Annotated in this window: 23 protein-coding genes, 1 tRNA gene and 1 other RNA gene; 13 read left to right on the forward strand and 12 right to left on the reverse strand. The window is 65.6% G+C overall.

Features of this window, described 5'->3' with window-relative positions; genetic code table 11:
* Positions 1-12 precede the first annotated feature (12 nt).
* Together ACFC25_RS07365 and ACFC25_RS07370 are read right to left on the reverse strand one after the other, a co-directional pair.
* Positions 13-684 (reverse strand): LytR C-terminal domain-containing protein, encoded by a 672-nt coding sequence (locus tag ACFC25_RS07365; RefSeq protein ID WP_337346952.1) that lies wholly within the window; start codon positions 682-684, stop codon positions 13-15.
* Complete coding sequence (locus tag ACFC25_RS07370) at positions 677-976, reverse strand: type II toxin-antitoxin system VapB family antitoxin (RefSeq protein ID WP_337347119.1); 300 nt, start codon at positions 974-976, stop codon at positions 677-679. The genes ACFC25_RS07365 and ACFC25_RS07370 overlap by 8 nt, the downstream gene beginning before the upstream one ends.
* Positions 977-1124: 148 nt before the next feature.
* Between ACFC25_RS07370 and ACFC25_RS07375 the strand changes: the two genes are divergently transcribed.
* Together ACFC25_RS07375 and ACFC25_RS07380 are read left to right on the forward strand one after the other, a co-directional pair.
* Positions 1125-2054 (forward strand): hypothetical protein, encoded by a 930-nt coding sequence (locus ACFC25_RS07375; protein ID WP_376044636.1) that lies wholly within the window; start codon positions 1125-1127, stop codon positions 2052-2054.
* A gap of 297 nt (positions 2055-2351) precedes the next feature.
* Complete coding sequence (locus tag ACFC25_RS07380) at positions 2352-3767, forward strand: stealth family protein (RefSeq protein WP_376044730.1); 1416 nt, start codon at positions 2352-2354, stop codon at positions 3765-3767.
* A 31-nt stretch (positions 3768-3798) separates the two neighbouring features.
* Here the strand turns inward: ACFC25_RS07380 and ACFC25_RS07385 are convergent, their stop codons facing one another.
* From ACFC25_RS07385 to ACFC25_RS07395, 3 genes are all read right to left on the reverse strand, one after another.
* On the reverse strand, positions 3799-4728 hold the full coding sequence (locus tag ACFC25_RS07385; RefSeq protein ID WP_376044637.1) for a phosphodiesterase: 930 nt from the start codon (positions 4726-4728) through the stop codon (positions 3799-3801).
* Positions 4729-4851: 123 nt separating this feature from the next.
* On the reverse strand, positions 4852-5379 hold the full coding sequence (locus tag ACFC25_RS07390; RefSeq protein WP_376044638.1) for a glutathione peroxidase: 528 nt from the start codon (positions 5377-5379) through the stop codon (positions 4852-4854).
* An 86-nt stretch (positions 5380-5465) separates the two neighbouring features.
* Positions 5466-6752: a M23 family metallopeptidase gene (locus ACFC25_RS07395; RefSeq protein ID WP_376044639.1), complete on the reverse strand. Its 1287-nt coding sequence runs from the start codon at positions 6750-6752 to the stop codon at positions 5466-5468.
* 237 nt (positions 6753-6989) lie between these two features.
* Here ACFC25_RS07395 and ACFC25_RS07400 point away from each other — a divergent pair, with 237 nt between their 5' ends.
* On the forward strand, positions 6990-7907 hold the full coding sequence (locus ACFC25_RS07400) for an oxygenase MpaB family protein (RefSeq protein WP_376044640.1): 918 nt from the start codon (positions 6990-6992) through the stop codon (positions 7905-7907).
* A gap of 101 nt (positions 7908-8008) precedes the next feature.
* Here ACFC25_RS07400 and ACFC25_RS07405 read toward each other — a convergent pair.
* Positions 8009-8096 (reverse strand) — tRNA-Ser (locus ACFC25_RS07405).
* Positions 8097-8379: 283 nt separating this feature from the next.
* On the opposite strand from ACFC25_RS07405, the gene ACFC25_RS07410 reads away from it, so the two are divergent.
* The 5 genes from ACFC25_RS07410 to ACFC25_RS07430 all read left to right on the forward strand — a co-directional run bounded on the left by ACFC25_RS07410 (position 8380) and on the right by ACFC25_RS07430 (position 13428).
* On the forward strand, positions 8380-8709 hold the full coding sequence (locus ACFC25_RS07410) for a hypothetical protein (RefSeq protein WP_376044641.1): 330 nt from the start codon (positions 8380-8382) through the stop codon (positions 8707-8709).
* A gap of 40 nt (positions 8710-8749) precedes the next feature.
* Positions 8750-8846: signal recognition particle sRNA small type (gene ffs / locus ACFC25_RS07415), an RNA gene on the forward strand.
* 66 nt (positions 8847-8912) lie between these two features.
* Positions 8913-12137 (forward strand): DNA polymerase III subunit gamma and tau, encoded by a 3225-nt coding sequence (locus ACFC25_RS07420; RefSeq protein ID WP_376044642.1) that lies wholly within the window; start codon positions 8913-8915, stop codon positions 12135-12137.
* A gap of 75 nt (positions 12138-12212) precedes the next feature.
* Positions 12213-12812: a recombination mediator RecR gene (recR, locus tag ACFC25_RS07425; RefSeq protein WP_337346961.1), complete on the forward strand. Its 600-nt coding sequence runs from the start codon at positions 12213-12215 to the stop codon at positions 12810-12812.
* 16 nt (positions 12813-12828) lie between these two features.
* A complete protein-coding gene (locus ACFC25_RS07430) occupies positions 12829-13428 on the forward strand; it encodes a GNAT family N-acetyltransferase (protein ID WP_376044643.1) in 600 nt (199 codons plus the stop codon).
* Here ACFC25_RS07430 and ACFC25_RS07435 read toward each other — a convergent pair.
* From ACFC25_RS07435 to ACFC25_RS07445, 3 genes are all read right to left on the reverse strand, one after another.
* Complete coding sequence (locus ACFC25_RS07435; RefSeq protein WP_376044644.1) at positions 13417-14538, reverse strand: hypothetical protein; 1122 nt, start codon at positions 14536-14538, stop codon at positions 13417-13419. The two genes, ACFC25_RS07430 and ACFC25_RS07435, sit on opposite strands and share 12 nt — an antisense overlap.
* A gap of 93 nt (positions 14539-14631) precedes the next feature.
* Positions 14632-15762, reverse strand: a complete 1131-nt coding sequence (locus ACFC25_RS07440; RefSeq protein ID WP_337351849.1) for an ABC transporter permease subunit — start codon at positions 15760-15762, stop codon at positions 14632-14634.
* Positions 15759-16730: an ABC transporter ATP-binding protein gene (locus ACFC25_RS07445; RefSeq protein ID WP_337346965.1), complete on the reverse strand. Its 972-nt coding sequence runs from the start codon at positions 16728-16730 to the stop codon at positions 15759-15761. Before ACFC25_RS07445 ends, ACFC25_RS07440 begins: the two co-directional genes overlap by 4 nt.
* A 214-nt stretch (positions 16731-16944) precedes the next feature.
* On the opposite strand from ACFC25_RS07445, the gene ACFC25_RS07450 reads away from it, so the two are divergent.
* Positions 16945-18303 (forward strand): aspartate kinase, encoded by a 1359-nt coding sequence (locus tag ACFC25_RS07450; RefSeq protein WP_376044645.1) that lies wholly within the window; start codon positions 16945-16947, stop codon positions 18301-18303.
* A 91-nt stretch (positions 18304-18394) separates the two neighbouring features.
* Here ACFC25_RS07450 and ACFC25_RS07455 read toward each other — a convergent pair whose 3' ends face one another.
* Both ACFC25_RS07455 and ACFC25_RS07460 read right to left on the reverse strand, forming a co-directional pair.
* Complete coding sequence (locus ACFC25_RS07455; RefSeq protein WP_376044646.1) at positions 18395-18604, reverse strand: hypothetical protein; 210 nt, start codon at positions 18602-18604, stop codon at positions 18395-18397.
* Between the two features lie 115 nt (positions 18605-18719).
* A complete protein-coding gene (locus tag ACFC25_RS07460; RefSeq protein ID WP_376044731.1) occupies positions 18720-18914 on the reverse strand; it encodes a hypothetical protein in 195 nt (64 codons plus the stop codon).
* A gap of 110 nt (positions 18915-19024) precedes the next feature.
* Here ACFC25_RS07460 and ACFC25_RS07465 point away from each other — a divergent pair, with 110 nt between their 5' ends.
* From ACFC25_RS07465 to ACFC25_RS07480, 4 genes are read left to right on the forward strand one after another with little or no spacing between them, the layout of a single operon-like run.
* Entirely contained in the window at positions 19025-19513 is a 489-nt protein-coding gene (locus ACFC25_RS07465; protein ID WP_376044647.1) for a MarR family winged helix-turn-helix transcriptional regulator, read from the forward strand.
* A gap of 44 nt (positions 19514-19557) precedes the next feature.
* A complete protein-coding gene (locus ACFC25_RS07470; protein WP_376044648.1) occupies positions 19558-20142 on the forward strand; it encodes a serine protease inhibitor in 585 nt (194 codons plus the stop codon).
* Positions 20129-21052 (forward strand): 3-methyladenine DNA glycosylase, encoded by a 924-nt coding sequence (locus ACFC25_RS07475; protein ID WP_376044649.1) that lies wholly within the window; start codon positions 20129-20131, stop codon positions 21050-21052. Before ACFC25_RS07470 ends, ACFC25_RS07475 begins: the two co-directional genes overlap by 14 nt.
* Complete coding sequence (locus ACFC25_RS07480) at positions 21049-21402, forward strand: serine protease inhibitor (protein WP_376044650.1); 354 nt, start codon at positions 21049-21051, stop codon at positions 21400-21402. Before ACFC25_RS07475 ends, ACFC25_RS07480 begins: the two co-directional genes overlap by 4 nt.
* A gap of 96 nt (positions 21403-21498) precedes the next feature.
* Here ACFC25_RS07480 and ACFC25_RS07485 read toward each other — a convergent pair whose 3' ends face one another.
* Positions 21499-24666, reverse strand: a complete 3168-nt coding sequence (locus ACFC25_RS07485) for a S8 family serine peptidase (protein WP_376044732.1) — start codon at positions 24664-24666, stop codon at positions 21499-21501.
* Between the last annotated feature and the right edge of the window lie 37 nt (positions 24667-24703).

Raw genomic sequence — 24703 nt, forward strand, 5'->3', positions numbered from 1 at the left:
CGCTGCACCCGCTCAGGGCGTGGCGCCGGCCGTCGGGATGACTGGCCATTTGTCGTCGTCCGCGATCCGCCTGCTTTCCCGCGGACAGCTAAGCCGGCCAGGGGTCTGGTCTACGAGCTCGGGCGCTGCGAGGGCCTCATAGTCCCCGGCCAGGATCACGTCCACGCTGGCGTCCGTCCGCCCGTCCTGGAAGTAGTCCGAGCCCGGCAGGTTGCGCTGGACACTGAACGCAGCGGACTGCCCGGCCGCCCCTGACACCACGGCGGCCACTCCGCGGTACCCGGCGTCGGTATTGGCCACGGCACCCACTATGAACTTCCGGGCAAGGAATTCGTCCGCGACGGTTCTGGCCAGGCCAGGCCGGCTGGTGGAGTTGTAGACGTTGAGGTTGATCTGGTCGTTGGGCGTGTAGTCGAAGGTAGCCGAGGGACAGACTGTGGCCGGTTCGTCGCTGGCCTCCGTCGTCGGAAACCTGATCTGCCCGTTGACGATGGCCAGGGCGATGATGATCGCGGCGACGATCATCCCCAACAGCAGCACCAGCACCACCCCATGCACTACGCGGCGGCGCAACCGGACGGGGTCCTCGGGTTCGCCCGCCGCTTCGAACGTCGCCCGCAGCTCGGGGCCGGTAACTACGTGGTGGCCGTGCAGGACGCTGGCGTCCTTTGGTTTCCTAGCCATCGATGACCAGCACGCGGGCGTGGATTGCAGTGCGCTGGTGCAGGGCAGTACGGACCGCGCGGTGCAGTCCATCCTCCAGGTATAACGTCCCCTTGTACTGCACCACGTGGGGGAAAAGGTCGCCGAAGAACGTGGAGTCCTCGGCCAGGAGAGCCTCCAGGTCCAGCGTCCGCTTGGTGGTCACCAGCTCGTCGAGGCGCACCGGGCGCGGCGGGAGCGAGGCCCATTCCTTGGGCGTGTTGAAACCATGGTCGGGGTAAGGGCGTCCCTCGCCCACAGCTTTGAATATCACCATGCCACCCTAGGCACCTTGGCAGCCCAAGAGAAGTGCCTTGCCCGCGCCATTCCAAGGTTGTAGCCAAACAGTGACCATGTGTCACATGCGGGGGCACTTCGGCGGCCGTCGCGGGCCCGGCCGGACCGCCTGACACAATGGAGGCATGACTGCGACTGAATTCCCTGCCGGCTCCACGCCCGGCGCACGCCTGCCGTCCGCGCCGCCCCTGGCCCTCCTGCTCGACGTCGACGGTCCGGTAGCCAGCCCCGTGACCCGGAACGTGCAGCCCGGGATCATTGCCGACCTCGTTGCGCTGGCCGCCGCAGGAATTCCAGTCATCTTCAACACCGGCCGCTCCGACGCCTTCATCCGGGAACAGGTCATGGACCCCATGATCGCCGCCGGAATACCCTCCGGAACCATCATCCACGCCGTTTGCGAGAAGGGCGCCGTCTGGTTCAGCTACACCGCGGCCGGCCCGGGCCCTATCCATGTTGACCATGAGCTGGCGGTTCCCGGGGCCTACGGCGACGACGTCCGCCGGCTGGTGGCCGAGGACTATTCCGCGCATATGTTCTTCGACGAGACCAAGCGTGCCATGGTCTCCGTGGAGCAGCACATCGAGGTGGACAGCGCTGACTACCTCGCCGAACAAAAGCTCTTTGACGCCGACGCCATGGACCTGATGTCCCGCCACGGCCTGGGCGTGGTACGGCTGGACCACCACGCACCGAATTCCGACGACGAGGTGGACTACCGCGTGGACCCCACCATCATCTCCACGGACATTGAATCGGTGCGGCTGGGCAAGGACCTGGGGGCCAGCCGCGCGGTGGAACTCCTCGCAGCCCAAGGCATTACGCCGCAGGCCTGGCGGACGGTGGGGGACTCCCGCACCGACTACGCCATGGCAGACTGGCTGCACCACAACGATCACGCGGTCATGCACGTGGACGTCCGCCCCGCGGACGGCGTTCCCCAGAAGCCTTACACCGTCCTGACGGCAGCGGACCTGGGCCTTACGGACGACGTCATCCACGACGACGCCGGCGGAGCTTTCCTGCGCAGTTGGCGCGAGGCGCTCGCGGGCTGAGGCGCCGGGACTGATAGGGCTTCCGGTGCCGTGACTTGTCCGGCCCGAAACCTGCCGTTTCAATGGCAGGGCTATTATGCAAGTAAGAACGCTTACCACTTAGCTGCGGAGAAAACCATTACAGAAACACCGGTTCAGGATGAAATCTACTACGGCGGCCAGGCGTCCGTAGAAACAGGTGCCCATCCGGAGGTGACATCGCCTGCCGCTGAAGCGCGCCTCAAGCACCGTCCCGACGTCGTCCGCCACAAGGGCAGGTATGCCCTGATCAACCACAACCGGACGCCGTACCAGGCGATGGTGGAGGACCTGCTGTTCCTGCGCAATGTACTCGCTGGAGCCGGGCTGGACTACCTCCTGGTCCGCGGCAATAGCGACCGTCCAGTCATTGCGCTGGATTGGAAGGACCGGAAAAAGCTGCGGGCCGCCCTCGTGGAGGCCTGCCGCAACGAACCGGTCTATTCCATGACCGTGGACGCGAAAAAGAAATCCTCGGTGCTGGTGGCCGACGGCGAGCTCTCCCCCAACCGCCAGGCCCGGATCTTCCGCCTGTACCGTCCGCGTGTCGAACCGGACGGCGGCTTCGAGTTCGGGTCCTCCGCGGGGGTCCAGATTGAGCTGTGGAGCTTCGGGGGCGACCAGCTGATCCTGCCCATCGAGAATTCCCTGACACGCCGTACCATGCTGACCCAGGACGCCGTCCGTGGAACGGTGGAACGGTACGGGCACACCTGGCCAACGATCGAGAACATGTTCGCTGACCACGCCAGCGACATCAGCTTCGACATCGACCTGGTGTTCTCCTGGGTGGACGGCAGCTCCCCCGAATACATCGCTGCACGCCGTGCCCAGCAGCAGGGCGTTGTTCTCGGCGAAGGCGATGACCATGAGGCCCGCTTCCGGCAAATCAACGAACTCAAGTACGCCCTGCGCTCGGTCTACATGTTCGCGCCCTGGATCCGCCGCATCTTCATCGCCACCGACTCCCCCGCGCCCGAGTGGCTCGCCGAGCACCCGTCGGTGACCATTGTCCGCAGCGAAGAGTTCTTCTCCGACCCCTCGGTCCTGCCCACGCACAACTCGCAGGCCGTGGAATGCCAACTCCACAACATCGACGGGCTCTCAGAGCACTTCCTGTACTCCAATGACGACATGTTCTTCGGCCGCCCGGTTGGTCCGGACATGTTCTTCACTCCCGGCGGCATCACCAAATTCATTGAAGCCGAAACGCGGATCGGACTCGGCGAGAACGCCGCCGAACGCAGCGGGTTCGAAAACGCCGCACGCGTGAACCGGAAGCTGCTGTGGAACCGCTTCGGACGGATCACCACGCGCCACCTTGAGCACACGGCTGCCCCGCTGCGTCGCAGCGTGGTGGCCCGTATGGAGCGGGAGTTCCCGGAGGAGTTCCGCAAGACGGCGGCCAGCAGGTTCCGCGCCGCGGACAACATTTCGGTGACCAATTCCTTCTACCACTACTACGCCTTGCTCACGGGCCGGGCGGTCACCCAGACGGCAGCCAGGGTGCGCTACGTGGACACCACCATGCGGGCCGGGTTGAACTACCTGCCCAAGCTGCTGGCCAAGCGCAATATGGACTTCTTCTGCCTGAATGACGGCAGTTTCCCGGAAGTCCCAGCCGACGAGCGGGCGGAACTGGTGACCGATTTCCTGGAGAAGTACTACCCCATCAAGGCGCCCTGGGAGATCTGAGGCCGCCCGTGGCCCAGGCCTGCGGCTCCCGCTAGCTCCTGGATCCGAGTCCGACCTTGAGGGTTCCGGCGGTCTTTGCTTTCTCGGGGATGCGGACTCCCGCGGCGGCCAGGCGCGCTGCCGTCATTTCAGGCGCAACGTACTCGCCCACAGTGGGAGTGCTGCCCAGCGGGACCACCGAGTGGACAATGGTGTGCTCGTAGACGTGGACCAGGTTGAACGCCTGGCCGCCGTCCCGGCCCCGTGTTCCGCCGACAGCCACGTTGAGATCCTGGGTGTAGCAGGTCGCTGAGGCCACTGAGACGGGAATTCCGGCGAAGCTTGCAGTGGTTGAATAATGCAAATGCCCGGCGAGAATGGTGCGGACGTCGGAGTTTCGGACCACTGCCTCCAGGCTCGCTTGGTCGCGCAGTTCCACCAGCACTGAGAGATCCAGGACGGACGGGACCGGCGGGTGGTGGAGCGCCAGGATAGTGCCGTCCGGGGCGGGGGTGTCCAGCTGGCCGGCCAGCCAGTCCAGCTGGGATTCGCTCAGCTCCCCGTGGTGGTATCCCGGCACGGACGTATCCATGGTGATCACGCGCAGGCCATTGATGAAGTAGCTGTGGTCCACGGGGGCATCGTTCGCTGGCTGGTCCAGCAGCCCCGCCCGGAAGTTGGCACGGTTGTCGTGGTTTCCCATGGCCCAGATGACCTTGGCGCCCATGTCTTCGCAGGCAGGATCAACGATTGCTCGCAATTTTGCGTAGGCGTCAGGGTCGCCCTTGTCCGCGAGGTCACCTGTGAAGATGACGGCCTCCGGCCGTGCCCCGGATGCCCGGACCTCGTCGAAAAGCTGGATGAGCTTGGCTTCGCTGTCTACTGCGCCATATAGGGGGTCTGGACCTCCCATCAGGTGGGGGTCGCTCAGGTGGAGTAGGAAGTGGCGTGGCCGGGGGTGCTCGGCCTCGATGTGCTCCATTGCTGCCTTTGTGGTCGGTGGGAAACGGCGTTTCCCTTCTACCCATCAGTAATCTTTATCCAACCAGACATTCGGCAAATTTTGGGTAAATTGCCGAGGCCATCTTGGAAAAAGATCAAAGAATTACGTTCCGTAATGCCCGCTCGGGTCTTCTTGAACATTAGAGGCCACCAATGCCGATTCAATGGCATCAATAATTTCTGCGGAGTCCGGTTCGACGGTCGGTGCGAAGCGTGCCACTACCTCGCCGTCGCGGTTCACCAGGAACTTCTCGAAGTTCCATTTCACCAGTCCGGGCAGCACGCTGGTCTTGAATTTTGTCAGTTCCGCATACAGCGGATGCTGGTCCTTGCCCCGGACGTTGGCCTTGGCCGTGAGCGGGAAGGTCACACCGAAGTTCCGCTCGCAGAACTCGGCGATCTCGCCGTCGGTGCCTGGTTCCTGGCCGGCGAACTGGTTGCACGGGACTCCGAGGATCTCGAAGCCGCGGTCCCGAAACTTCTCGTAGACGGTCTCAAGTCCGGCGTATTGGGGCGTGAAACCGCAATGTGACGCCACGTTCACCACCAGGACCACGTCTCCCTTGAACCGGCCGAAGTGGGTCTCAGTACCGTCGTTGAGTGTGAGGGGAATGGTGTGGAGGGAAGTCACAGCGCCGTCCTTGAAGGGTTGGTCATGCGGGTGATTCGTTGCCAACCATCAAGGGTACGGGTGGAATCTGGGAGTTCTCTGGGTCTCTACGGCGCAGGCTCCGTCACCGTGGGCGTTGGAGCCGTGGCCGTAGATGCAGTGGGCGTTATCTTCGGCGCCGTTGGCTCAGTTGGGGTGGGTGCCTCAGCCGAGGATTCGATCGCCGTTGGCTCGGCCGGGGTTGCCGTGGCTTTCAGCGTTGGCCAGGACGGACTCGGGATCGAGGAGGTGGGCGTCGGGGACGAAGGAACGGTCGCCGCAGGGGTGGTTCCTGTGGGCACCGGCGTCGGTGATGTCCCCGTGGGAGCGGGCGACGAGGTGCCCGTCGTCGTTGGCGTGGGCGAGGCGCTGCTGGTGCCGGACGGGGAGGACGACGTCGGCGAGGTTGGCACGGACGGGGAGGGAGCCGCCGTCGTGGTTGGCGTAGCCGTGGCTGTGTTTGTCGGTGTCGCCGTCGGCGACCCCGACGGTGCCGGCGTCGATGTTGGCGCCGCAGTGGCTGTGTTTGCAGTTCCCGGTGTGGACCCTGCCGCGGGTTCCGGTTCCGGCGCCTCAGCCAGTTCCTGTTCACCGTTGAGGACGGTGTGGGAGTGGTCCGCGGCGACCGGGATGGCCCAGCGCTGACCCTCCGAAGCACTCGATGCCTTGCCGTCGTAACTGACCATCGCGATGTCCTCCAGCGCGTCCACCTGGCGGGTGGGCAGCAGCGTCCAGTTCAGGGGGCTGGTGTGCTTGCCGCGAAGGATTGTTTCGAAATGCAGGTGGCAGCCCGTGGACCATCCAGTAGTACCCACCCGCGCAATGACCTGGCCCACCTGGACGGAGTCCCCTGCCCGGACCGCGATCGCCTCCAAGTGGTTGTACGTGGTGATCAGCCCGTTGCCGTGATCGATCTCCACCCGGTTGCCGCCGCCCCACGGATGCCAGCCGGCGGCGCGGACAACACCGGCGTCGGCCGCATAGACCCTGGTGCCGCAGCCTGCCGCATAGTCCTGGCCGAGGTGGAAGTCCCCTGCCGCTCCAGAGAGGGGGCTGATCCGGTAGCCAAAGGGCGAACTCGGCCTGAGGACTTCAAGGGGCGCCATCAGGGACCCCTCCGGAGGTCGTTTGAGCCCGGCGGAGGCAACGTTCAGCTCGGCGCGTCCATCCTTGGCGACAGTAGTGATAATCGTCCGGCTGAACGGGACCAGGGCCCTGCTGTCCGTGAGGAAACCACCTCCGAGTCCGGGAAGGCTGACACTGCCGGCCGGTGACGCCGGCTTCCCGGCTTGGAGAGGGGCGCCAGGAAATCCCAAGGCAAAAAAGGACACGGCAACAACAACACTCGCGGCCATTGCGCGAACCGCCACAGCGCAGGGGCCCGCAGACTCCTTGTCGCGGCCGGATCCCCAATGATTGCCCACTCGTTGACTCCCGGGTTGGCCCGTCAGACCCCAGATCTCCGAACGGGCTTACCCCATCATGGGACCACAAAGCCCGGAGCCTGTGAACCCCGGCACGGCACACTGCGGATTTTTTGTGGATATGCGCGTGCATCCGCTGCCCGCCGGGCTGTGAGTAAGAATGGTGATATGCGCAATCTCCTCAGGGAATGGCAGGGGGAACTCAAACGCGTGTTCACCGGCAGCCCTGACGTACTGCCCGCCTGGGTTCCGCGGTTGGCGGAGGGAAACGACGCCGGCTATCACCTGCCCGGCTCGGCTGTCTGGGCGGTGCATGGCTCCATGACACCCATCGTGGCCGGCATCCGCGCGCTCCTGATGCAGGCTCTGCACCCGGCCGCGTTGGCGGGAATCCTCGAGCACTCCGACTTCCGCGAAGATCCGTTGCGCCGGCTGGCCCGCACCATCCGGTGGATTTTCACCGTCACCTACGGCTCAAGGGCTGCCGCAGACGAAGCCACCGCCCGTGTCCGCCAACTGCACGAGCCTGTCCACGGAAACTACATGGACGGGCGCGGCACGGAGCGACATTACTCAGCGAATGATCCGGAGGCTGCCCGCTGGGTCCACCTGGCCTTCGTCGATGCCTTCCTCACGGCCCACAAGATCTGGGGCGGCGAAATCCCGGGCGGCCCCGATGCCTACGTCCGCGAGTGGGCCCAGGCCGGGCGGCTGATGGGGGTTGAGGATCCACCGCTCACGGAGGCCGACATGCACCGGCAGCTGGACCGTTGGTATGAAAGCGGGGAGTTGCTGTCTGACAGCAGGGTCGCCGAGACTGTTGAATTCATTCGCCACCCGCCCCTGCACCCGCTCCTGCGCCCGGGCTATCAAGTGGTGTTTGCCGGAGCCGTCTACAGCCTCGACCCCAGGTACCGGCAGATGCTGGGGCTCCGGACGGCGCGGCTGGGCCCGTTCCCCCTTCCGGTCAAGCTGGCAACCGGGGTGACTCTCGGCGTCGTGCATCTGGCCCTGGGGCGCGGGCCGGGACCCAGCGAGCAGGCGGCCCGGCAGCGGCTCCGAAGGCTGGGCCACACCCCCGGCTGACGGGGCAAGCCTGGTGGTCCCAACGCGCATGGGGCCAAGTGACTGCAGTACTCGGGGATGCAAAAACCCGGCCCTGACATGATCAGTACCGGGTTTTTGACTGGCGGAGAATGGGGGATTTGAACCCCCGAGGGCGTTAACCCAACACGCGTTCCAGGCGTGCGCCATAGGCCGCTAGGCGAATTCTCCAGCTGCTTCTGAATCAAAAGCAGACACTAGACTACCTGAACTTTTCGGCAACGCCCAATTGGCCTCAGGGTGGGTGCCCGTTAACGTCAAAATGGACGCCCCCAATGCGTCCATTCCTCCGGAACACCGTTGAGCTGCCGGGTCCGGCCCTCCAGCCAGGCCCCGCAGCTCACAATCTTGAGATTGCCCCAATCGGTGTACATACCCATACTCAGGCCTGCCCGCCGGATAAGCAATGAATTATGCCTGCCATTACCTTCGACGCCTTTGGCACGATAGAGCCATGACACAGCTCCACACCCTGGTGGCCTACGTTCCCCGGACCCATACGCACGCAGTCCTGGCCGCGATCGGCGACGCCGGGGCAGGCCGGATCGGAAACTACTCCCACTGCTCTTTCGTCACGGCCGGAACCGGGCGTTTCACACCGCGGGCAGGGGCCACACCCTTTCTTGGAGACCTGGACCGGCCCACCGAGGTCGCTGAAGACAGGATCGAATGCGTGGTCGAGGCGGCTGTGCTGGACGCGGTCGTGTTGGCCCTGCGCGCCGCCCACCCCTATGAGGAGCCCGCCTTCATGAGCTGGCCGGTGGACGGCTGGCCCAGGGAATAAGGCCGGTTCGAGGCACGCGAAAAGTTCGGGTAAACTGATCTGCGGCCCCTCATGTGGCGTCATCCTGTTGAACTCCCCCAGGACCGGAAGGTAGCAAGGGTAGACGGGCTCTGGCGGGTGCATGGGGGGTCTTTACTATTCCCCGCTGGGTGGCCGCCCACCCAGGATCATGATTGTCAGCCCGGATTGGTAGGGTTTTCTCTGTGACTGTTACAACCGCCCTATACCGCAGATACCGTCCGGATTCCTTCGCTGACGTTATCGGGCAGGAACATGTCACGGAGCCGCTGATGACGGCCCTGCGGAAGAATCGGGTCAACCACGCCTACCTCTTCTCAGGTCCCCGCGGTTGCGGAAAAACCACGTCCGCCCGCATCCTCGCCCGCTGCCTCAACTGTGCCCAGGGCCCCACTGACACGCCGTGCGGCGTCTGCCCCAGCTGTATTGAACTGGCCCGCGGCGGCTCCGGCTCCCTTGACGTCATCGAGATCGACGCCGCCAGCCACGGTGGCGTCGATGACGCCCGCGACCTCCGCGAACGGGCAACCTACGCCCCGGTCCGGGACCGCTACAAAATCTTCATCATCGATGAGGCCCACATGGTCACCTCGGCGGGGTTCAACGCCCTGCTCAAGATCGTGGAAGAGCCTCCGGAGCACATCAAGTTCATCTTCGCCACCACCGAGCCTGACAAAGTCATCGGCACTATCCGGTCCCGCACCCACCACTATCCTTTCCGGCTGGTTCCCCCGGAGCCGCTCATGGCCTACCTGGAACTGCTGTGCCGGCAGGAAAACGTCCCGGTGGCTCCGGGGGTCCTGTCCCTGGTGATCCGGGCCGGCGCAGGCTCGGTCCGGGACTCGCTCTCCGTGCTGGACCAGCTGATGGCCGGAGCCGGGCAGAACGGCCTTGACTACGAGCTCGCCGTCGCCCTCCTGGGCTACACCCATGCATCGCTGCTGGATGACGTCGTCGAGGCAGTGGCTGCCGCCGACGCCGCAACGGTCTTCCGCGCCGTGGACCGCGTGATCCAGACCGGCCACGATCCCCGCCGCTTCGTCGAGGACCTGCTCGAACGCTTCCGCGACCTCATCATTGTCCAGGCCATGCCCGAAAGCGCCCAGACCATCCTGCGAGGCATGCCGGCGGACCAGATCGCACGCCTGCAGAACCAGGCGCACAACCTGGGAGCAGCCGAACTCTCACGCGCCGCGGATGTCACCAACACCGCACTGACCGAGATGACAGGTGCCACGTCTCCGAGGCTCCACCTCGAACTGCTGTGCGCGCGCATTCTGCTGCCCAGCTCAGAACAGACCGAACGCGGCATTGCCGCCCGGATCGACCGCGTGGAGCGGCGCCTCAGCTACGCCGGGAACGACGTCGGTGCTCCCGCCCCCGCAGGATCCGCCCAACCGGTGGCCGGAGCTGCTTCTACAGCCACTGCTCCCGCTGCACTAGCGTCCGCCCGTTCAGGGGAGGGCATGCCGGCCGCCGCTGCTTCCCAGGAAATGCCCCCTCAGCAGGTGCAGCGGCCGCAAGCGGCCGAAGCCCGCCAGCCCCTGACGGCACCCCGGGTCAGCACTGGCGACTGGCCGGTGGATGAGCCCTCCAGCGGCCGGACCTCTACAGGCCCCGCAGCAGAAGCCCCCCGCACACCGGTGCAGGAAATACCGGCGCAGCAACCGCCCGTCCAGGAAACGCCGGCGCAGCAACCGCCGGTCCAGGAAATGCCAGCGCAGCAACCGCGGGCGCAGCAGGCTCCCGTGCAGCAATCCCCCGCCGCCGCCCCTGTGGCGGAAGCCCGGCCAGCGGAAGCCCCCGCTGCCACCGGACGGCCCGGCGCCGACGTCGAAGTCCTTCGCCGCGCGTGGCCCGAAATCCTCCAGACGTTGTCGAAAATCAAGCGCAGCACCTGGGCGCTGGTGGAACCCAACGCCCAGGTGGCAGCCTTCGACGGCCAGGGACTCACCCTCGCCTTCACCACGTCCGGGCTGGCGGGAGCATTCGGCCGTGCCGACCATTCGGAAAACCTGCGCCAGGCGATCCACAAAACCGTGGGCATCGACTGCCAGATCACGGCCGTCGCGGGCGGCAACAACAGCCCAGCGAGCTCTGAGCCAAACCCAAAAGCGCCCGCTAGCCGGGTAGCCCCGGCAACGTCCGCAGATGTCGCCTGGGGGCTCGCCCCCGCAGGCGCTCCCGCCGCCCCGGACAACACCGCGCCCGCACCGGACAATGCCACGTCCAGCGCGGCCGCTGCGCCCACCGTTCCGGCGTCTGCGGTTCCTGCTCCTCCGGCCACGGTTCAGCCGCCGGCGGTTACCGCAGCAACGGTTCCTGCCGCCAAGGTCCCAACGGAACCGGTCCCTTCATCCGCCGAACAGTTTGTTGCTCCGGCGGAAGCTCAGGGAGCACCTATCCACGCCGCGGCTGCCATGCCAGCGAACGCATCGGTGCAGGCGCCTGGCCCGGTGCCCGCACCGCCGTCGGTGCAGGAGGACGAGGCCGCCGGCACGTACGCCTACTCCGACGACGACTGGGGCCCGCCCCGCGACGAAGATGCCCCGCCCTTGGACGAGGAACCTCCCATGGACTGGGATCCCTCCGCGCCGGTGGAACCACGGCGCACCCCAGCTGGCCCTGCTTCTGACAGCAGTGACCTGCCCGGCGGCAAGCGCGCCCCCAAAACCGCCAAAAAGGCCAGTTCGACGGCGTCAGGCGTCCATGCCTCTTCAGGTCCGGCTCCAGCAGCCGCCGCGCCTGATCCGTGGACCCGCGCCGTGGAACAGGCGCCGGGTGTCTGGGTGGTTGGCACTGAAACCAACCTCGGTAAAAGCCAGGCTCCTGCCGGAGCGGACACCACGGCTGTCACCACCAGCCCTCCGCCTGACTACGAACCCGCCGCGGCACAGATTCCCCAGACGGCTCCAGCTGCCCAGCTTGGTGCCCCAGAGCCTGCAGCGGCCCCGCAAGCGCCCGAAGCAGTGGACGACTGGGGACTTCCAGTGGCCGCACCCGTAGCCGCCCCTTCCTCTCCCGGGCCAGGTGGTTTTGGGCCTTCCACCCCCGGAATCCCCGCCGCTGAACCCGCCGCGGAACCGGTGCGCGAATACGCCATGGCCGCTTCGGCCCCGCAGGCCGCGCCTCCGCAACCCTCTCCTGCCACCACCCCGGCTGCGGCCGCCGCCCGGCAGAGCCTCTACCAGCGGCTGTCCAACAGTCCCGAAGCGGAGGCCGGGCGGGCCAAGGCGCCGTCGCGGGCCGTCGCGGCCGCTGTTCCGGACGTGCAGGATATCCCCAGTGCGGATGACGAAACCATCGAGGAATCGGGTGTCTTCGGGCGCGCCGCCATCGAGCGTATTCTGGGCGGGAAGCTCATCGAGGAGCGCTCCCTGGATGGCAGCCCGCTGCCTCCCCGTTACTGACGGCCCCACAACGGCTCGCCACGTAGCGTGCACCACTGATTCGCCCATCATCCAAGCCAAGCTAAAGAGGAAAACGTGTACGAAGGTGCGGTCCAGGAGCTGATTGATGAGCTTGGACGCCTTCCCGGAGTGGGGCCCAAGTCCGCGCAGCGGCTGGCGTTCCACATCCTCGAAGCCGATCCTCAAGACATGAAACGCCTGGTGGACGCCATCACCACGGTGAAGGAACGCGTGAAGTTCTGCACCGTCTGCGGCAACGTGACCGAGCAGGAGCTCTGCAACATCTGCCGGGACATCCGGCGCGATCCTTCCGTGATTTGCGTGGTCGAGGAGTCCAAGGACGTCCTGGCCGTGGAGCGCACGCGGTCATTCCGCGGCCGCTACCATGTGCTGGGCGGAGCCATCAATCCGATTGCCGGTGTTGGCCCGGAACAGCTCCGGATCCGGGAACTGCTGACCAGGTTGAACGACGGCGCCATCCAGGAGGTCATCATCGCCACCGACCCCAACCTGGAAGGTGAGGCAACGGCCACCTACCTGGCCCGGATGCTGAAGTCCATCGGCATTGTGGTCACCCGCCTCGCATCCGGGCTGCCCGTGGGCGGCGATTTGGAGTACGCGGACGAGGTCACCCTGGGCCGCGCCTTCGAGGGCCGACGCAACGCGCTCAGCTAATGACTGGACAGATGCCATGATCCCGGAAGACATCGTGCCGCTGGTCAGCGAGCGGCTCATTCTGCGCTTGGTTGAGGAATCGGATGCCGCTGCCATTCACCGCTTCCGCAGCGACCCGTCCGCCACCCGCTACCTGTCCCACGGTCCCCTCACCGCGGCGGCAAACGACGAGAGGCTGGCGGAGCTGCTGGCGCTGCGCAAGGCATCCACCGCCGAGTGGTTCAACTACGGTTGGGCCGTCACGCTGCGGGAGTCCGGCGACGTTATTGGCGACGCCCGGACCTGGAACAGCATCGAACTGACCTCCGCCGGGATGCTTTCCCAGGGAAAACTTCCCGCCCGGCACTCGGCTTTGGGTTACGTCCTGCATCCCGACTATCACCGTCAGGGGTACGGCCGCGAGGCTGCCGGGGCATTGGTCGGCTGGCTCTTCTCGGAGCGGAGGATGAGCACCATCGTCGCGGGGGCCTATGAACCAAACACTCCATCCATCAAGCTCCTCCAGAGCCTGGGCTTCCAGCAGGACACGGCAGCCCCGGCAGACCGGGAAACGGCCGGCAAGGGCTACCCACTGCTGAATTTTCGCCTGGACAATCCACAGCAATCAATCGCCTGAACCGCCCCTGCGCCGGGCAGCCAACTGGCCGCCAGCCAGGAAGGCCCCGGCCACGACACCCTGGGTGCACAGCCCGATCACTTCCAAAGGCATCCGGGCGGTGTCCTTGGTACGCGGCTCGGCGTTGACACAGGGGACTGTCGTACCGTCCGCAGCTTCCTGGAGGGCACCGGGCATCCAGCCCAGACCTTCCTCTCCGGTCTCGCCGCCAGAAGCCAGCATCGCAAACATCACCACGGGGTTGGCCGCCACCAGCCACACAATCCGTTCCGTGTGAAAAACCTCGGCGAGGCCTAGGAGTTCGGTCGAGCACTCATATGCATCCCGCGTACCGTCGGACCCCCAAACCACATTTATGGCAACCGTGACGGGTTCGTCGGCGCGGACGGCGGGCATCAAGGCCCAAACAGCCACAGCGTTCCCCGCCACAAGGGCTCCAGCCACAGTCCAGCCGACTAGCACCGCCAACAGTCGGCGGCGGAGCAACGCCGAAACGCCGGCACCGATAGCTCCAAAGACTGCGAACTCCAAGGCGACCACGCCGGCGGACGCGCCAGCCGTGCCGGCAGCTGAGACTCCTGCAATGCCGGCATGCAGCACCAGCACGATCAGTGCGATCGCAGCTACAACGAGCCCCCGCGCGGCGACGGAAAGAAAAGGGGCCAGCGGCCCTGGATCCAGGTCCCCTGGCTGCCTTAGCCCGGACAGCCGCTGGCGTCCCAGGAGTCCCCAATGCACCGCAAGGAGGGCCGAGGACGCGGGCATCAGGGCAGCAGCGAGCAAATGGCTAAACCACCGGGCCTCTTCCGGCTGCATTTCGGCAGGGGCGGCGGCCACGCCAAGGAGCGCCAGGGCGAAAAGAGAAGTGGCAAGCGGCACGGCCACAGCCACCAGCCAGAACCGCACGGCCCGGAAGGATGCCAGCAAGTCCCCTACTGCCAGGCTGAGTGCCACCCGTGCGAGGCCGGCGGGCTGAGGCGCCCAGTCGGCGTCGTCCTCGCTCCCTAGAGTTCCGGAATTCCAGCCGGGACCAATGGCCTCATAGACAGGCTCCTCGCTGGTTCGGTCCGCATGCTGCCGTTCGTCCTCAGCCACAGTTCGAAGCCCCACATCCGATGGACAGCCCCAGCCCCGGCGGACGCCGGCGGGTTCGCCGGCTGATCCCATCCTGATCCGCCGGGCAGGCCCTGTCCAGAGGAGAAGTCAGGCTATGCGGGTTCCCCGCGCCAGCCTGTGGGCCGGTGTCCGCAGCGAACGCCAGCCCAGCCACAGCAGCAGGCCGGCCAGCACCAGTTGCAAGCCGAGCCCAAGCGGCCACAGAGGCGTTTGCTGGGCAAGATAGCGTGACTTCACCTCGCCATTGGCGCAGGGGTAGGTCCCCTCCGGGCCCGCCATGGCGTACCGCGCTCCTTGGCTGACGTTCTCGATGGCTCCGACGGAGGTAAAGCCTTGCTCTCCCGTCCGCACGGGATAAGGAATGGCGTCAGCCACCACCACGTACGGGTTCATTGCCAGGAACCAGGCCACACGCTCGGTACGCGGGGCCGGCTGCTCGCGCAGCGGCCCGGCACAGGTGTATTCCGGCTCCACGGGCCCGTTGCTGAGCGGCTGGTACTGGCGGTACTCCGGCTGGTTGGCCATGATGGTTCCCTGCGTGAGGCCCATTCCCAGCCCGAAGGCGATCAGCGTGCCGATCACCAGTCCCGCCACCGCCAGGTACGTCACCACGATGGAAAACAACGGCCGCCCTGCCAGCGCCGAGATCCCCACGCCGACGGCGCAGACGACTCCCACCTCAACAGCCAGCATCAGCAACGCCACGACGACGTGCCCGGGCGTCATGCCGCCGAGCGCCACCCCGATCACCAGGAACGGCGTGCTGGCAACGAGGAAGGCAAGCGCCGCGAACCACGCCGCGAAGAACTTGCCCCAAAGTATCTGTCCGGGCCGCAGCAGCGTCACCTGCAGGATGGCCAGCGTGCCTCCCGCGCGGTCACCGTTGACGGCATTCGCGGACAGCGCCGGAGCCACCAAAAGCGCGAAGAGCAGCACAAATGCCAGCACGACTTCAAAGATCATGGACCCCGGGCCGGTTTGCTCCGGCACGTAGTCCGAATACGAGCGTTGCGCAGCCTGGGTGGCGTTCCAGCTGGCCCACGTCAGCCACGTCACCAGGCCGGTCAGGAGAAACCAGATGGCCAGCATGATGTACCAACCGCGGGAGCGGAGGCGCTGTTTCAGTTCCAGGACTACTACGTCCTTGATGCCGGCGGCGTAGCCAGCTGCACGGCCGGTTACGGCGGTTTGCTGTTGTGTGTCGGTCACCTGGCTCATCGCCGCTCCCCCTCGAGATTCATGTAGGTCTCTTCCAGGGCACCCGAAGCGGGCGCGAAAGAGCTGACCGGGACGCCGGCGAGCACGAGCTCGCGCAGGAGCCGCGCGGCGTCGTCGTCGTTCAGGAGCAGCAGGCTCACCGCCGGGCGGCGGCCATCCCCTACCCGGAAGGCAAGCCCCAATTCTGTGAGTTTCGCTGCCAGCGCCCCGCCGTCAGTGGCTGAGATCGCGTACCGGCGCCCGGCGGCATGGGCCTCTTCCGTGGTTTGCTGCCTGACGGTGCGGCCCTTATTAACAAAGACGGCGCCGTCGGCAATTTCGTCCAGTTCGCTCAGGACGTGGGAGGAGACCACCACGGCCTTCCCTTCCTGCGCCAGCTGGCGCAGCATGATCCGCAGTTCAACGCGGGACCCCGGATCGAGGCCGGACGCCGGCTCGTCGAGGAGAAGAACCGACGGGTCGTGGATCAGGGCGCGTGCCAGGCTGAGCCGCTGCTGCTGGCCGCGTGAGAGCACGCGGGCCGGCTGGTCGGCGAGGTCGGCCAGCCGCACACGGTCCAGCATCTCCACGACGCGCCCGCCAATTCCTGCGGCGGGAAGCCGGTAGAAACGGGCCATCTGGGTCAGGATCTCGCGCGCAGTCAGGGACTCCCACACGCCAAGCGTGTCAGGCATCCAGCCGATCCTGCTGCGGACCGCGGCCCGGTCCCGCTGCGGGTCGAGGCCGCCCACGCTGACGGTGCCGGAGTCCGGCGCCAGCAGGGATGCCAGCATCAGCAGCAGCGTAGTTTTGCCGGCCCCGTTGGGACCGATCAGCGCGGTCACCTTACCCGCCGGAGCATGGAAGTCCATGTGCTCAACGGCGTGCACCTGCCCGAACTTCCGGCTGACGGCGGTGGCTGTTATGCCGCCCGCGGGCAACTCTTCCGGCAGCGCCGGGCCTCCGGTCGAATCTTCTTCTATTGCCATTTTCTGCGCACCTGTCCCCCAAGTCTCTGCATGCATACTGACTATCTGAGCGTACGCCCGCAGTGTTGCTTCCGGTGTCCACCCCAAGGCGGAGATTCGGTCACAATTCAACGCCGGGCGGCGGCGGCGATAAACTGGGCTGAACAAGTCACGCCGTTGCGCCGAAAGGGCGCCTGGCCGCCAGAACTCCGATTGATTCAGTGAAGGTACGCGCATGAGTACGCCCACTACCGAAGTGCACACCGCAGCCCAGCCGCAGGAGCGGTCCGACGGCGGTGCCGTCACCAAGCAGCTGATTGTCCAGAAGTTCGGCGGCTCCTCCGTTGCGGACGCCGAGGGCATCAAGCGGGTAGCCCGGCGCGTGGTTGATGCCCAGCAGGCCGGCAACGAAGTGGTGGTCGTTGTGTCCGCCATGGGCGACACCACCGACGAGCTGCTGGACCTCGCCGGCCAGGTCACCGATTCCGCCCCCGCCCGCGAAATGGACATGCTGCTGTCCGCCGGCGAGCGTATCTCCATGGCCCTGCTGGCGATGGCCATCAACAAGTTTGGTGCTTCGGCCCAGTCCTTCACCGGATCCCAGGCCGGGATGATCACCGACGGCATCCATGGCAAGGCCCGGATCATCGACGTCGACCCGCACCGCATCCGTACGTCGCTGGACAAGGGACACATCGCCATTGTGGCCGGGTTCCAGGGCATGAGCAGGACCACCAACGAGATCACCACCCTGGGCCGTGGCGGCTCGGACACCACTGCGGTGGCCTTGGCCGCAGCACTGGAAGCCGACGTCTGTGAGATCTACACCGATGTCGACGGGATCTACACCGCAGACCCCCGTGTGGTGCCCGCCGCCCAGAAGATCGACACCATTTCCAGCGAGGAAATGCTGGAGCTTGCCGCCTCGGGCGCCAAGATCCTGCACCTGCGCTGCGTCGAGTACGCCCGCAGGTTCGGCGTGCCCCTGCACGTCAGGTCCTCATTCAGCCATCACGAAGGCACCTGGGTCATCCCCAGCGCCGAAGACAAGATCACCACTCAAGAGGGAGTTGCCTTGGAGCAGCCAATCATCTCCGGCGTTGCGCACGACCGTTCCGAAGCCAAAGTCACCGTGGTGGGTGTTCCGGACATCCCCGGCAAGGCCGCCGCGATCTTCCAGGTCATCGCCGACGCCCACTCCAACATCGACATGATCGTCCAGAACGTCTCGACGCACGGCACCGGCCGGACCGACATCTCCTTCACGCTGCCCATCGTTGAAGGCGCGGATGCGCTGGCCGCGCTGAAGGCGGCGCAGGCCGAAATCGGCTTCGAAAACATCGAATACAACGAACAGATCGGCAAGCTGTCGCTGATCGGGGCGGGCATGCGTTCACACCCGGGTGTTTCCGCAACCTTCTTCAAGGCGCTGTCCGCTGCCGGAATCAACATCAATATGATCTCCACCTCCGAGATCCGTATCTCGGTAGTCACGCACGCTGACCTGCTCGACGATGCCGTGCGCGCCATCCACAAGGCCTTCGACCTCGACAGTGAGAGCGAAGCCACCGTGTACGGCGGAACGGGCCGTTAGGCGCGCGCCCTCAGAGGCCCCATGCGCTCAAAAAGGAGCCGCCCCCCGCAGCATGTGCGGGGCGGCTCTTGAGGTTAAAGGCCCGAGCTGGTCACTTATTCAGGTCTTCACGCCGGACCGCATAGTGGTGGCCTTCGGAATCGGTTTCCACTTCGAAGTGGGAAAGATCCTCGTCGGAGGCCTGCTCGAACTCATCGTGCTTGTGAACTACCGGAGCGTCCGGATCCAGGCGGGTCGCAGGTCCAAAGACAAACCGCAACCGGTCGGTCACGTTCAAAAAGCGGGTGAGTGCATGCGCCATATTTTCCACCCCCTTCCCACGTCCCGGGCGAAAGTCCCCTGGTCCCGCAAGGGGCCAGTGCCCTTATTTTACGCCCGACAGGCCAAAAAGGCCCCGGAACGGCGGGAGCCTGCGCTCAGCGCAAAGACTTATCCTCCGGGTTCTTGGGAACCACGTAGGTGCTGCCGTCGGGGCGGTGCAGCGTCTCCCACTGCTGGCTCTCCGCTTCACGCTGGGCCAGCAGTTTCCGGTTCTCCTCCGTCATGTCGTGCACCAGGGAGCTGCGGTTGGCCGGCCCGAAGATGGCCCGAAGCTTGCCGGTTGCCCGCATGAACCGCTGTGATGCATTGTCCTTGACCACTGACGTGACTCCTTCGACAGAACCGTATTCGTCATTCCAGTGTACGCTAATAATTAGTGCACTAACTATTGGAGGCAGTGATGACCACCACCCTGGCCACGGGCTCACCCGAGCAGGACGACCTGCTTCTGGAACACCAGCTCTGTTTCGCCCTGACAGTGGCGTCCAGAAGTGTAGTGGGCGCCTATAAACCGGTATTGGAGAAACTGGGGCTGACCCACCCCCAATACCTGGTCATGCTGTGCCTCTGGGAGGAGAGTCCCCGGACCGTGCGCAACATCAGCGAGGCCCTCGCCCAAGAACCCGCGACCATATCCCCGCTACTGCGGCGCCTCGAAGCCGCGGGTCTGCTCACCCGCCGACGCGTAGACGGAAACGAACGGGCCCTTGCCGTGGAACTGACTCCGGCCGGTGCAGCGCTTCGTCAGCAGGCTTTGGCGGTCCCCGGCACCATGATGGAGCGCCTGGGACTGACGCGGGACCAGGTCGCCAAGCTGCATGCGGCCATGATGGGGTTGATCGCAGCCACCGCCGGGACGACCGGCGGTAAGCCAGCGACCTGGCAGTAGAAGCCACGGCAGTAGAATGGGAGCAATCCGAGGAGGCCGGGCGCATGCGTAAATTGCTGATCCAAATGGTGGCCGTGGCAGTGTCAGCAGGCCTGATGACGGCCTGTTCTGCGGGAGCAGGCGGGGGCCAGCCCACGTCGTCAGCCCCGTCCGCAACGTCGTCAGCCCCGTCCGCCACGTCAACTGGCACGGCCACGCCGTCGGACACAACCGCCCCGGATACCGAGACGTCCGTTCCCGCGCCTGCACCGCCGGCGCCAACCGGGCCCCCGGCCGGGCCCGGGGCAGGAAACGCGGAGCTGGCCATCATGGTCAAGCCTTCGGATACCGAAGCGGCCCTCAGTTACACACTTGTGTGCCAGGGCGGCGTGCCATCGGCCGAGAGCAAGCACCCCGGGGCTGAGGCGGCCTGCAGTGCGCTCAAGGAGAACCCGTCGATCCTGAGTCCAAGTACCAAGAACACAGCACAGGCATGCACTGAACAGTACGGCGGACCGCAAACGGCAACCGTCACCGGAATTGTGGATGATACCCCCGTAGATGCCACGTTTGCCCGGACCAACGGCTGCGAAATCAGCGCCTGGAACACAGCACAGCCCGTCCTGGGCTCCAGCGGTGGAGCAGCTTAGCCTCCTGGCGGCCGGGGACTGCGAGGCCCGCGAAGCCGCGCACGTCCAGCGCGTCCGCCGTTATTCCGACCCCTACCTTGCCCGCCGGTCGGCTGGCCGGAAGCACCCGGTTGAGGACTTCCTGTTCACCTACTACACCCAGAAGCCAGGCCAGCTGCTGCGCTGGCATCCGGGAGCCGGCGTCGTGCTGGCCGGTGAGGCGGCCGCCCACCGCAGCGGCTGGAAGCACTACAGAACGCTCGACGACGGCGAGCTCGCCGCCGTCGGACTGCCGGCGGGAACTGTTGCGGTCACCTTTGACCGCAGCACCTTCCTGGCCGACCGCCGTGAAGCCGTCGCCTTCGCGGAGATTATTCTTCGAGGAACAGCAGCCCGTCCCGCCCAGTTCGGCTGTTTCGGGCTGCACGAGTGGGCCATGGTCTACCGCCAGGACAAATTCGACCTGCGCCATGAGTACCTTCAGCTGAGGCTCGGACCGGAGGGGACGGACAAGGTGGTGGAGGAGAACCGGATCCGCTGTTCGCATTTTGATGCGTTCCGTTTCTACACACCGGACGCCATCCCGCGCAACGAGCTGGCACCCAGCCGGGAGAACCAGCGGGACATGGAACAGCCTGGCTGCCTGCACGCCAACATGGATCTCTACAAGTGGGCCTACAAACTGCTGCCCGCACTGCCCAGTGAACTGGTGATGGACTGCTTCGAGCTGTCCTGGCGGATCAGGGCCATGGACATGCAGGCCTCACCCTACGACCTCGCGGAGTGGGGCTACCCTGCGATCCCGATCGAAAACCCGGAGGGGAAGGCCGCCTACGTTGAACACCAGCGGGCCTTCGCGGCAGAGGCCGCTGAGCTGCGTGAACGCCTTGCGCGGGAACTTGCTCCGCTCAGCCTGGCGAGCCCGGCATGAGCCGGCTTGACCTCACCATCAGGCTCCGGGAAGACGCCAATGCCCCCGAGCACGAGTTCCGGCTGATTGCCCAGGACGGCAGGGTTGCAGGCGGCAGTACCCTGCCTGATCCGGCGGGCGCCCTGGCTGCCGTTGAAGCTTTCGGCGAAGACATCTTCTTTCCCCGGCCGGGTCCTCCCAAACTGTGTACACAGCAATACGGCGGGCCGCAGGTTGCCGTGGTGACCGGCTCCATCAACGGCCGACCGGTCAACGTCACCTTCCGGCGCACCGACGGCTGCGAAATTTCCCGCTGGCGAGCCATGGCACCGCTGCTCGGCGGGACCCCGGGTTCCCGCGGCGAGACATAACGCCTACCTGCAACGCTCCGGCAGCAGAGAGCCGCCGGCTCCATCGGAACCGGCGGCGCCCTGGTGTTGTTTACAGGTGGATCAGGTACAGGTGGATCAGAGATCCATGTTGCGGTTGCCGGAGAACTCCGGGACCTCCTGCTTCTTCTTTTCCTTCTTGACCTTGTCCTTCTTGTCCGCGCCGGCGGGCTCGTCGGATGATTCGTCGTCCGGAACCACCACGGCGCCACCCGGGGTGACCGCCACCGAAACGAAGGTGGGCGTGCTGGAGCCAGCGAAGGTAACGCGGCCAATGTAGGAGCCTTCAGCGAGGTCCTTCCACTGTAGGTTCACCATCCCGGATTGGCCGTTGCCCAGCCGCAGCGGGTTGGGCGTCACGGTTGCGTTTCCGACGTTGGCCCCCAGCACAGCGGCATCCACCGAAGCCTTGGTGGGCTGCCCGTTCGGGCTTGCATAGAGGTTCACGAAGACCGTGTACAAGCCGGCTGCCGGATTGGGTACGGAAATGGACTCGCTGGCGGAGGCCGTCTGGGCCAGGAGTACCTGTCCCGCCGGGTTGAAGACCACCATGTCGAAGTCGGCCGATTCATCCGATGAGTAAACAGAGAACTTGGCCAATGGCGACCCGGCCGGGACGGTGACCTCCTTGGCGAAGTTCGACTCGTCGGTTTCCAGTGCCAGCGGTCCGGGAACCAGTTCGATGGCGGACGAGTCAGCCTTGGATAGGCCGTCCAGCGTGATCTTCACGGGTGCGTTAGTGCCGGAAACAACGGGGATTCCGCCCTGCCCCGTACCACCCTCTGAGGTGAACGCGAGGTTTGCCGGGGCCACCACGGCCTGGGGGCGTACCGCGATGGGGGATGCCACATTCTTGCCCGCACCCTGCCAGACGAGGCTGCCCATGGCGAACTGCCCCAGGGCCGCACTGGTGTTCTCAAACTTCACCTTGAACGTCCGCTTCTCGCCGGCGGCGCTGAAACTAAGGATCGACGGCGTTACGGTCACCTTGATGCCCGGAACGTCGGCCTTGGCCCGGTAGACACCCGGCGTCAAAGCAGTGACCGTCCGCGTGACCTCCGTCTTGCCCGTGAGGGCTCCCAACGCGAATGAGGCGACGTTCATGTCCCTCGGCGCAGTGCTGCCGAGGTCAGGAATGCCCAGGTCAAGTCCCGTTCCCTGGATGAACCTCAGGTAGTCCTCCTCGGCGTTGTCGTAGACCAGGCCGGGATCGAGGACCCGGGCCACGTCCACCTGGCCAGCGCCGGTGGCGAAAACGTCGCCGTTGCGGCTGCCGTCGGCGTTCTTGACCTCGCCTGCCGTGGTCATCATGGCCGACTTGACGGTGGCCGGAGACCAGTTGGGGTTCCTGGCAAGGATCAGCGCTCCAAAGCCGGCGACGTGCGGCGCGGCCATGGAAGTTCCGGACATCATGCCAAACTGGTCGCCGCCCGAGCCGATCGGTGACACACCCGCCAGCACGGCAACACCGGGCGCTGCCACATCAGGCTTGAGCAGGTCCGAGCCGGTGGCAAGCAGCGGGCCGCGCGAGGAGAACCCTGCAATCTGTGGCTGTGGAGCCACCGGCAGGCCGGTGGTGTCCTTGTTCACGAGGGCAACCTTGATAGCTGGATTGGCGGTGATCTTGTCCTTGATCTGCTGTGTGGCAGGCGGGTTCACATGCACTGTGGGGACCGAGTGACGGTCCAGATCCTCCGAGGACGTGGTCAGGTTCACGAGGATCATCCCGATGCCGCCGGCACGCTTCACCTCGGCGCTTTTGGCAACGCGGTCAACAACTCCGCGGTCGCAGACCACGATCATGCCGGCCACTTTGGCAGGGTCCAGCGCGTTTGGGGCACACAGTTCAGGGCTGGATGCCCCGGCGGCCGCAGCATTTGCGGCCAGGACAACATTGCTCGCGGGAACAGGGGCTGCCATCAGGCTGGCGCCGCGGAACTTGCTTCCGTCCTCGAATTCGACCGTTCCTTGCAGTTCCGTGGAGAAGGAACTTGCAGCCACCGTGGTCAGCCAGGGTGCGCCGTGGTTCACGGTGCTTGCGGTGGGTCCGGAGTTCCCGGCAGATGCCGCCACGAAGATTCCGGCCGAGGCTGCGGAGAGGAAGGCCAGCGCAACCGGATCCGTAGTGGTGGAGGTGCTGCCGGAAATGGAGTAGTTCAGGACGTCCACGCCGTCGAGGATGGCCTGGTTGATAGCCGCCACGGAGGCCGAGCTGTAGCAGCCGCCGGTGTCCGGGTTGTCATCCTCCCAGCAGACTTTGTAGACGGAAACCTTTGCCGCCGGTGCCACGCCGCTGGTGATCCCCATGTCGGTGGCACCCAGGTTGGCGTGGACGTTTGCGTTGCCTGCCGCCGTGCTGGCCGTATGGGTGCCGTGGCTCCCGACGTCCACTGGAGAAATCAGCTCTTCGGGCGCCCGGTTCTGGGGCGCGACGTACTTCAGGAAGTCGTCGGCAAAGTAGCGGGCGCTGAGTACCTTGGAGTTGCAGTCCCTGCCGTCAAAAGTTGCCCCCGATCCCTGGCCCTTCTGGCACTCGCCAACGAACGTGTCGCCGTCGGACTTGAGCATGGCGATTTTGCCGTCCGCAGTGCGGTAGGGGACGCCTACCTGGGGCTCGCCGTTGAGCGGCTGGACGTCGTCGCCGGCAAAGAACGGGTTGGATGGCGTATATCCGGAGTCGATGACACCCACCACAACACCCTTGCCGGCATTCTCCTGGCCGCCGAAGGTGGTGTTCCAGAGGCCGCTCGCTCCGCTGAGTTTGAGGAAGTCCGTGGTGGAGTAGTCCGGGGCGTTCTCTGTGTCCGGAGCAACCATCAGCACGGCGGGGTCCTTGGCGAGCTTCACGGCCTGCTCTGCGGTGAGATCGGCCGAGAACCCATTGATGGCCGCCGTGTACTTGTGCTTGATCTGGATGTTTTCCGCGCCGGCTACGGACTCTTGCTGGTTTTCGAGATGGGCCTGGTAGCGCTGGACTTCGGGACGTTCAGCGTCCAGCTTGCGGCCGTTCTGCGGTTTCGTGGCCGCAAGCCCAGGAGTCCCGCCATCGTAAGTGGCCGCCGGTTTCCCGGCGAGCACCACGATGTAGCGGCCCGCAGGGTAGTCGTTGGGGTTGATGGTCTTCGGAGTAACTACGGTGTTTGGTTCGGCGGGCGCCGCGGTAGCGGGGCTCAACGCCATCGAAGAGAGGAGAAGCGGCAAACCCACAGCCAACGCCGTCGCTTTCCGGAACCCCCCGCCCCGCATGGGGCTCTTTCCAGTTAATTTCACGTTTCGACTACAC

Source organism: Pseudarthrobacter sp. NPDC055928 (assembly GCF_042270935.1).
Taxonomy (GTDB): Bacteria; Actinomycetota; Actinomycetes; order Actinomycetales; family Micrococcaceae; genus Arthrobacter.

Bases quoted from the DNA above. Each gene is read 5' to 3' on its own strand.
- ACFC25_RS07365 (WP_337346952.1), bottom strand. From the start codon at position 684: ATGGCTAGGAAACCAAAGGACGCCAGCGTCCTGCACGGCCACCACGTA.
- ACFC25_RS07375 (WP_376044636.1), top strand. From the start codon at position 1,125: ATGACTGCGACTGAATTCCCTGCCGGCTCCACGCCCGGCGCACGCCTG.
- ACFC25_RS07380 (WP_376044730.1), top strand. From the start codon at position 2,352: ATGGTGGAGGACCTGCTGTTCCTGCGCAATGTACTCGCTGGAGCCGGG.
- ACFC25_RS07385 (WP_376044637.1), bottom strand. From the start codon at position 4,728: ATGGAGCACATCGAGGCCGAGCACCCCCGGCCACGCCACTTCCTACTC.
- ACFC25_RS07395 (WP_376044639.1), bottom strand. From the start codon at position 6,752: ATGGCCGCGAGTGTTGTTGTTGCCGTGTCCTTTTTTGCCTTGGGATTT.
- ACFC25_RS07400 (WP_376044640.1), top strand. From the start codon at position 6,990: ATGCGCAATCTCCTCAGGGAATGGCAGGGGGAACTCAAACGCGTGTTC.
- ACFC25_RS07410 (WP_376044641.1), top strand. From the start codon at position 8,380: ATGACACAGCTCCACACCCTGGTGGCCTACGTTCCCCGGACCCATACG.
- ACFC25_RS07430 (WP_376044643.1), top strand. From the start codon at position 12,829: ATGATCCCGGAAGACATCGTGCCGCTGGTCAGCGAGCGGCTCATTCTG.
- ACFC25_RS07440 (WP_337351849.1), bottom strand. From the start codon at position 15,762: ATGAGCCAGGTGACCGACACACAACAGCAAACCGCCGTAACCGGCCGT.
- ACFC25_RS07445 (WP_337346965.1), bottom strand. From the start codon at position 16,730: ATGGCAATAGAAGAAGATTCGACCGGAGGCCCGGCGCTGCCGGAAGAG.
- ACFC25_RS07450 (WP_376044645.1), top strand. From the start codon at position 16,945: ATGAGTACGCCCACTACCGAAGTGCACACCGCAGCCCAGCCGCAGGAG.
- ACFC25_RS07455 (WP_376044646.1), bottom strand. From the start codon at position 18,604: ATGGCGCATGCACTCACCCGCTTTTTGAACGTGACCGACCGGTTGCGG.
- ACFC25_RS07460 (WP_376044731.1), bottom strand. From the start codon at position 18,914: ATGCGGGCAACCGGCAAGCTTCGGGCCATCTTCGGGCCGGCCAACCGC.
- ACFC25_RS07465 (WP_376044647.1), top strand. From the start codon at position 19,025: ATGACCACCACCCTGGCCACGGGCTCACCCGAGCAGGACGACCTGCTT.
- ACFC25_RS07470 (WP_376044648.1), top strand. From the start codon at position 19,558: ATGCGTAAATTGCTGATCCAAATGGTGGCCGTGGCAGTGTCAGCAGGC.
- ACFC25_RS07480 (WP_376044650.1), top strand. From the start codon at position 21,049: ATGAGCCGGCTTGACCTCACCATCAGGCTCCGGGAAGACGCCAATGCC.
- ACFC25_RS07485 (WP_376044732.1), bottom strand. From the start codon at position 24,666: ATGCGGGGCGGGGGGTTCCGGAAAGCGACGGCGTTGGCTGTGGGTTTG.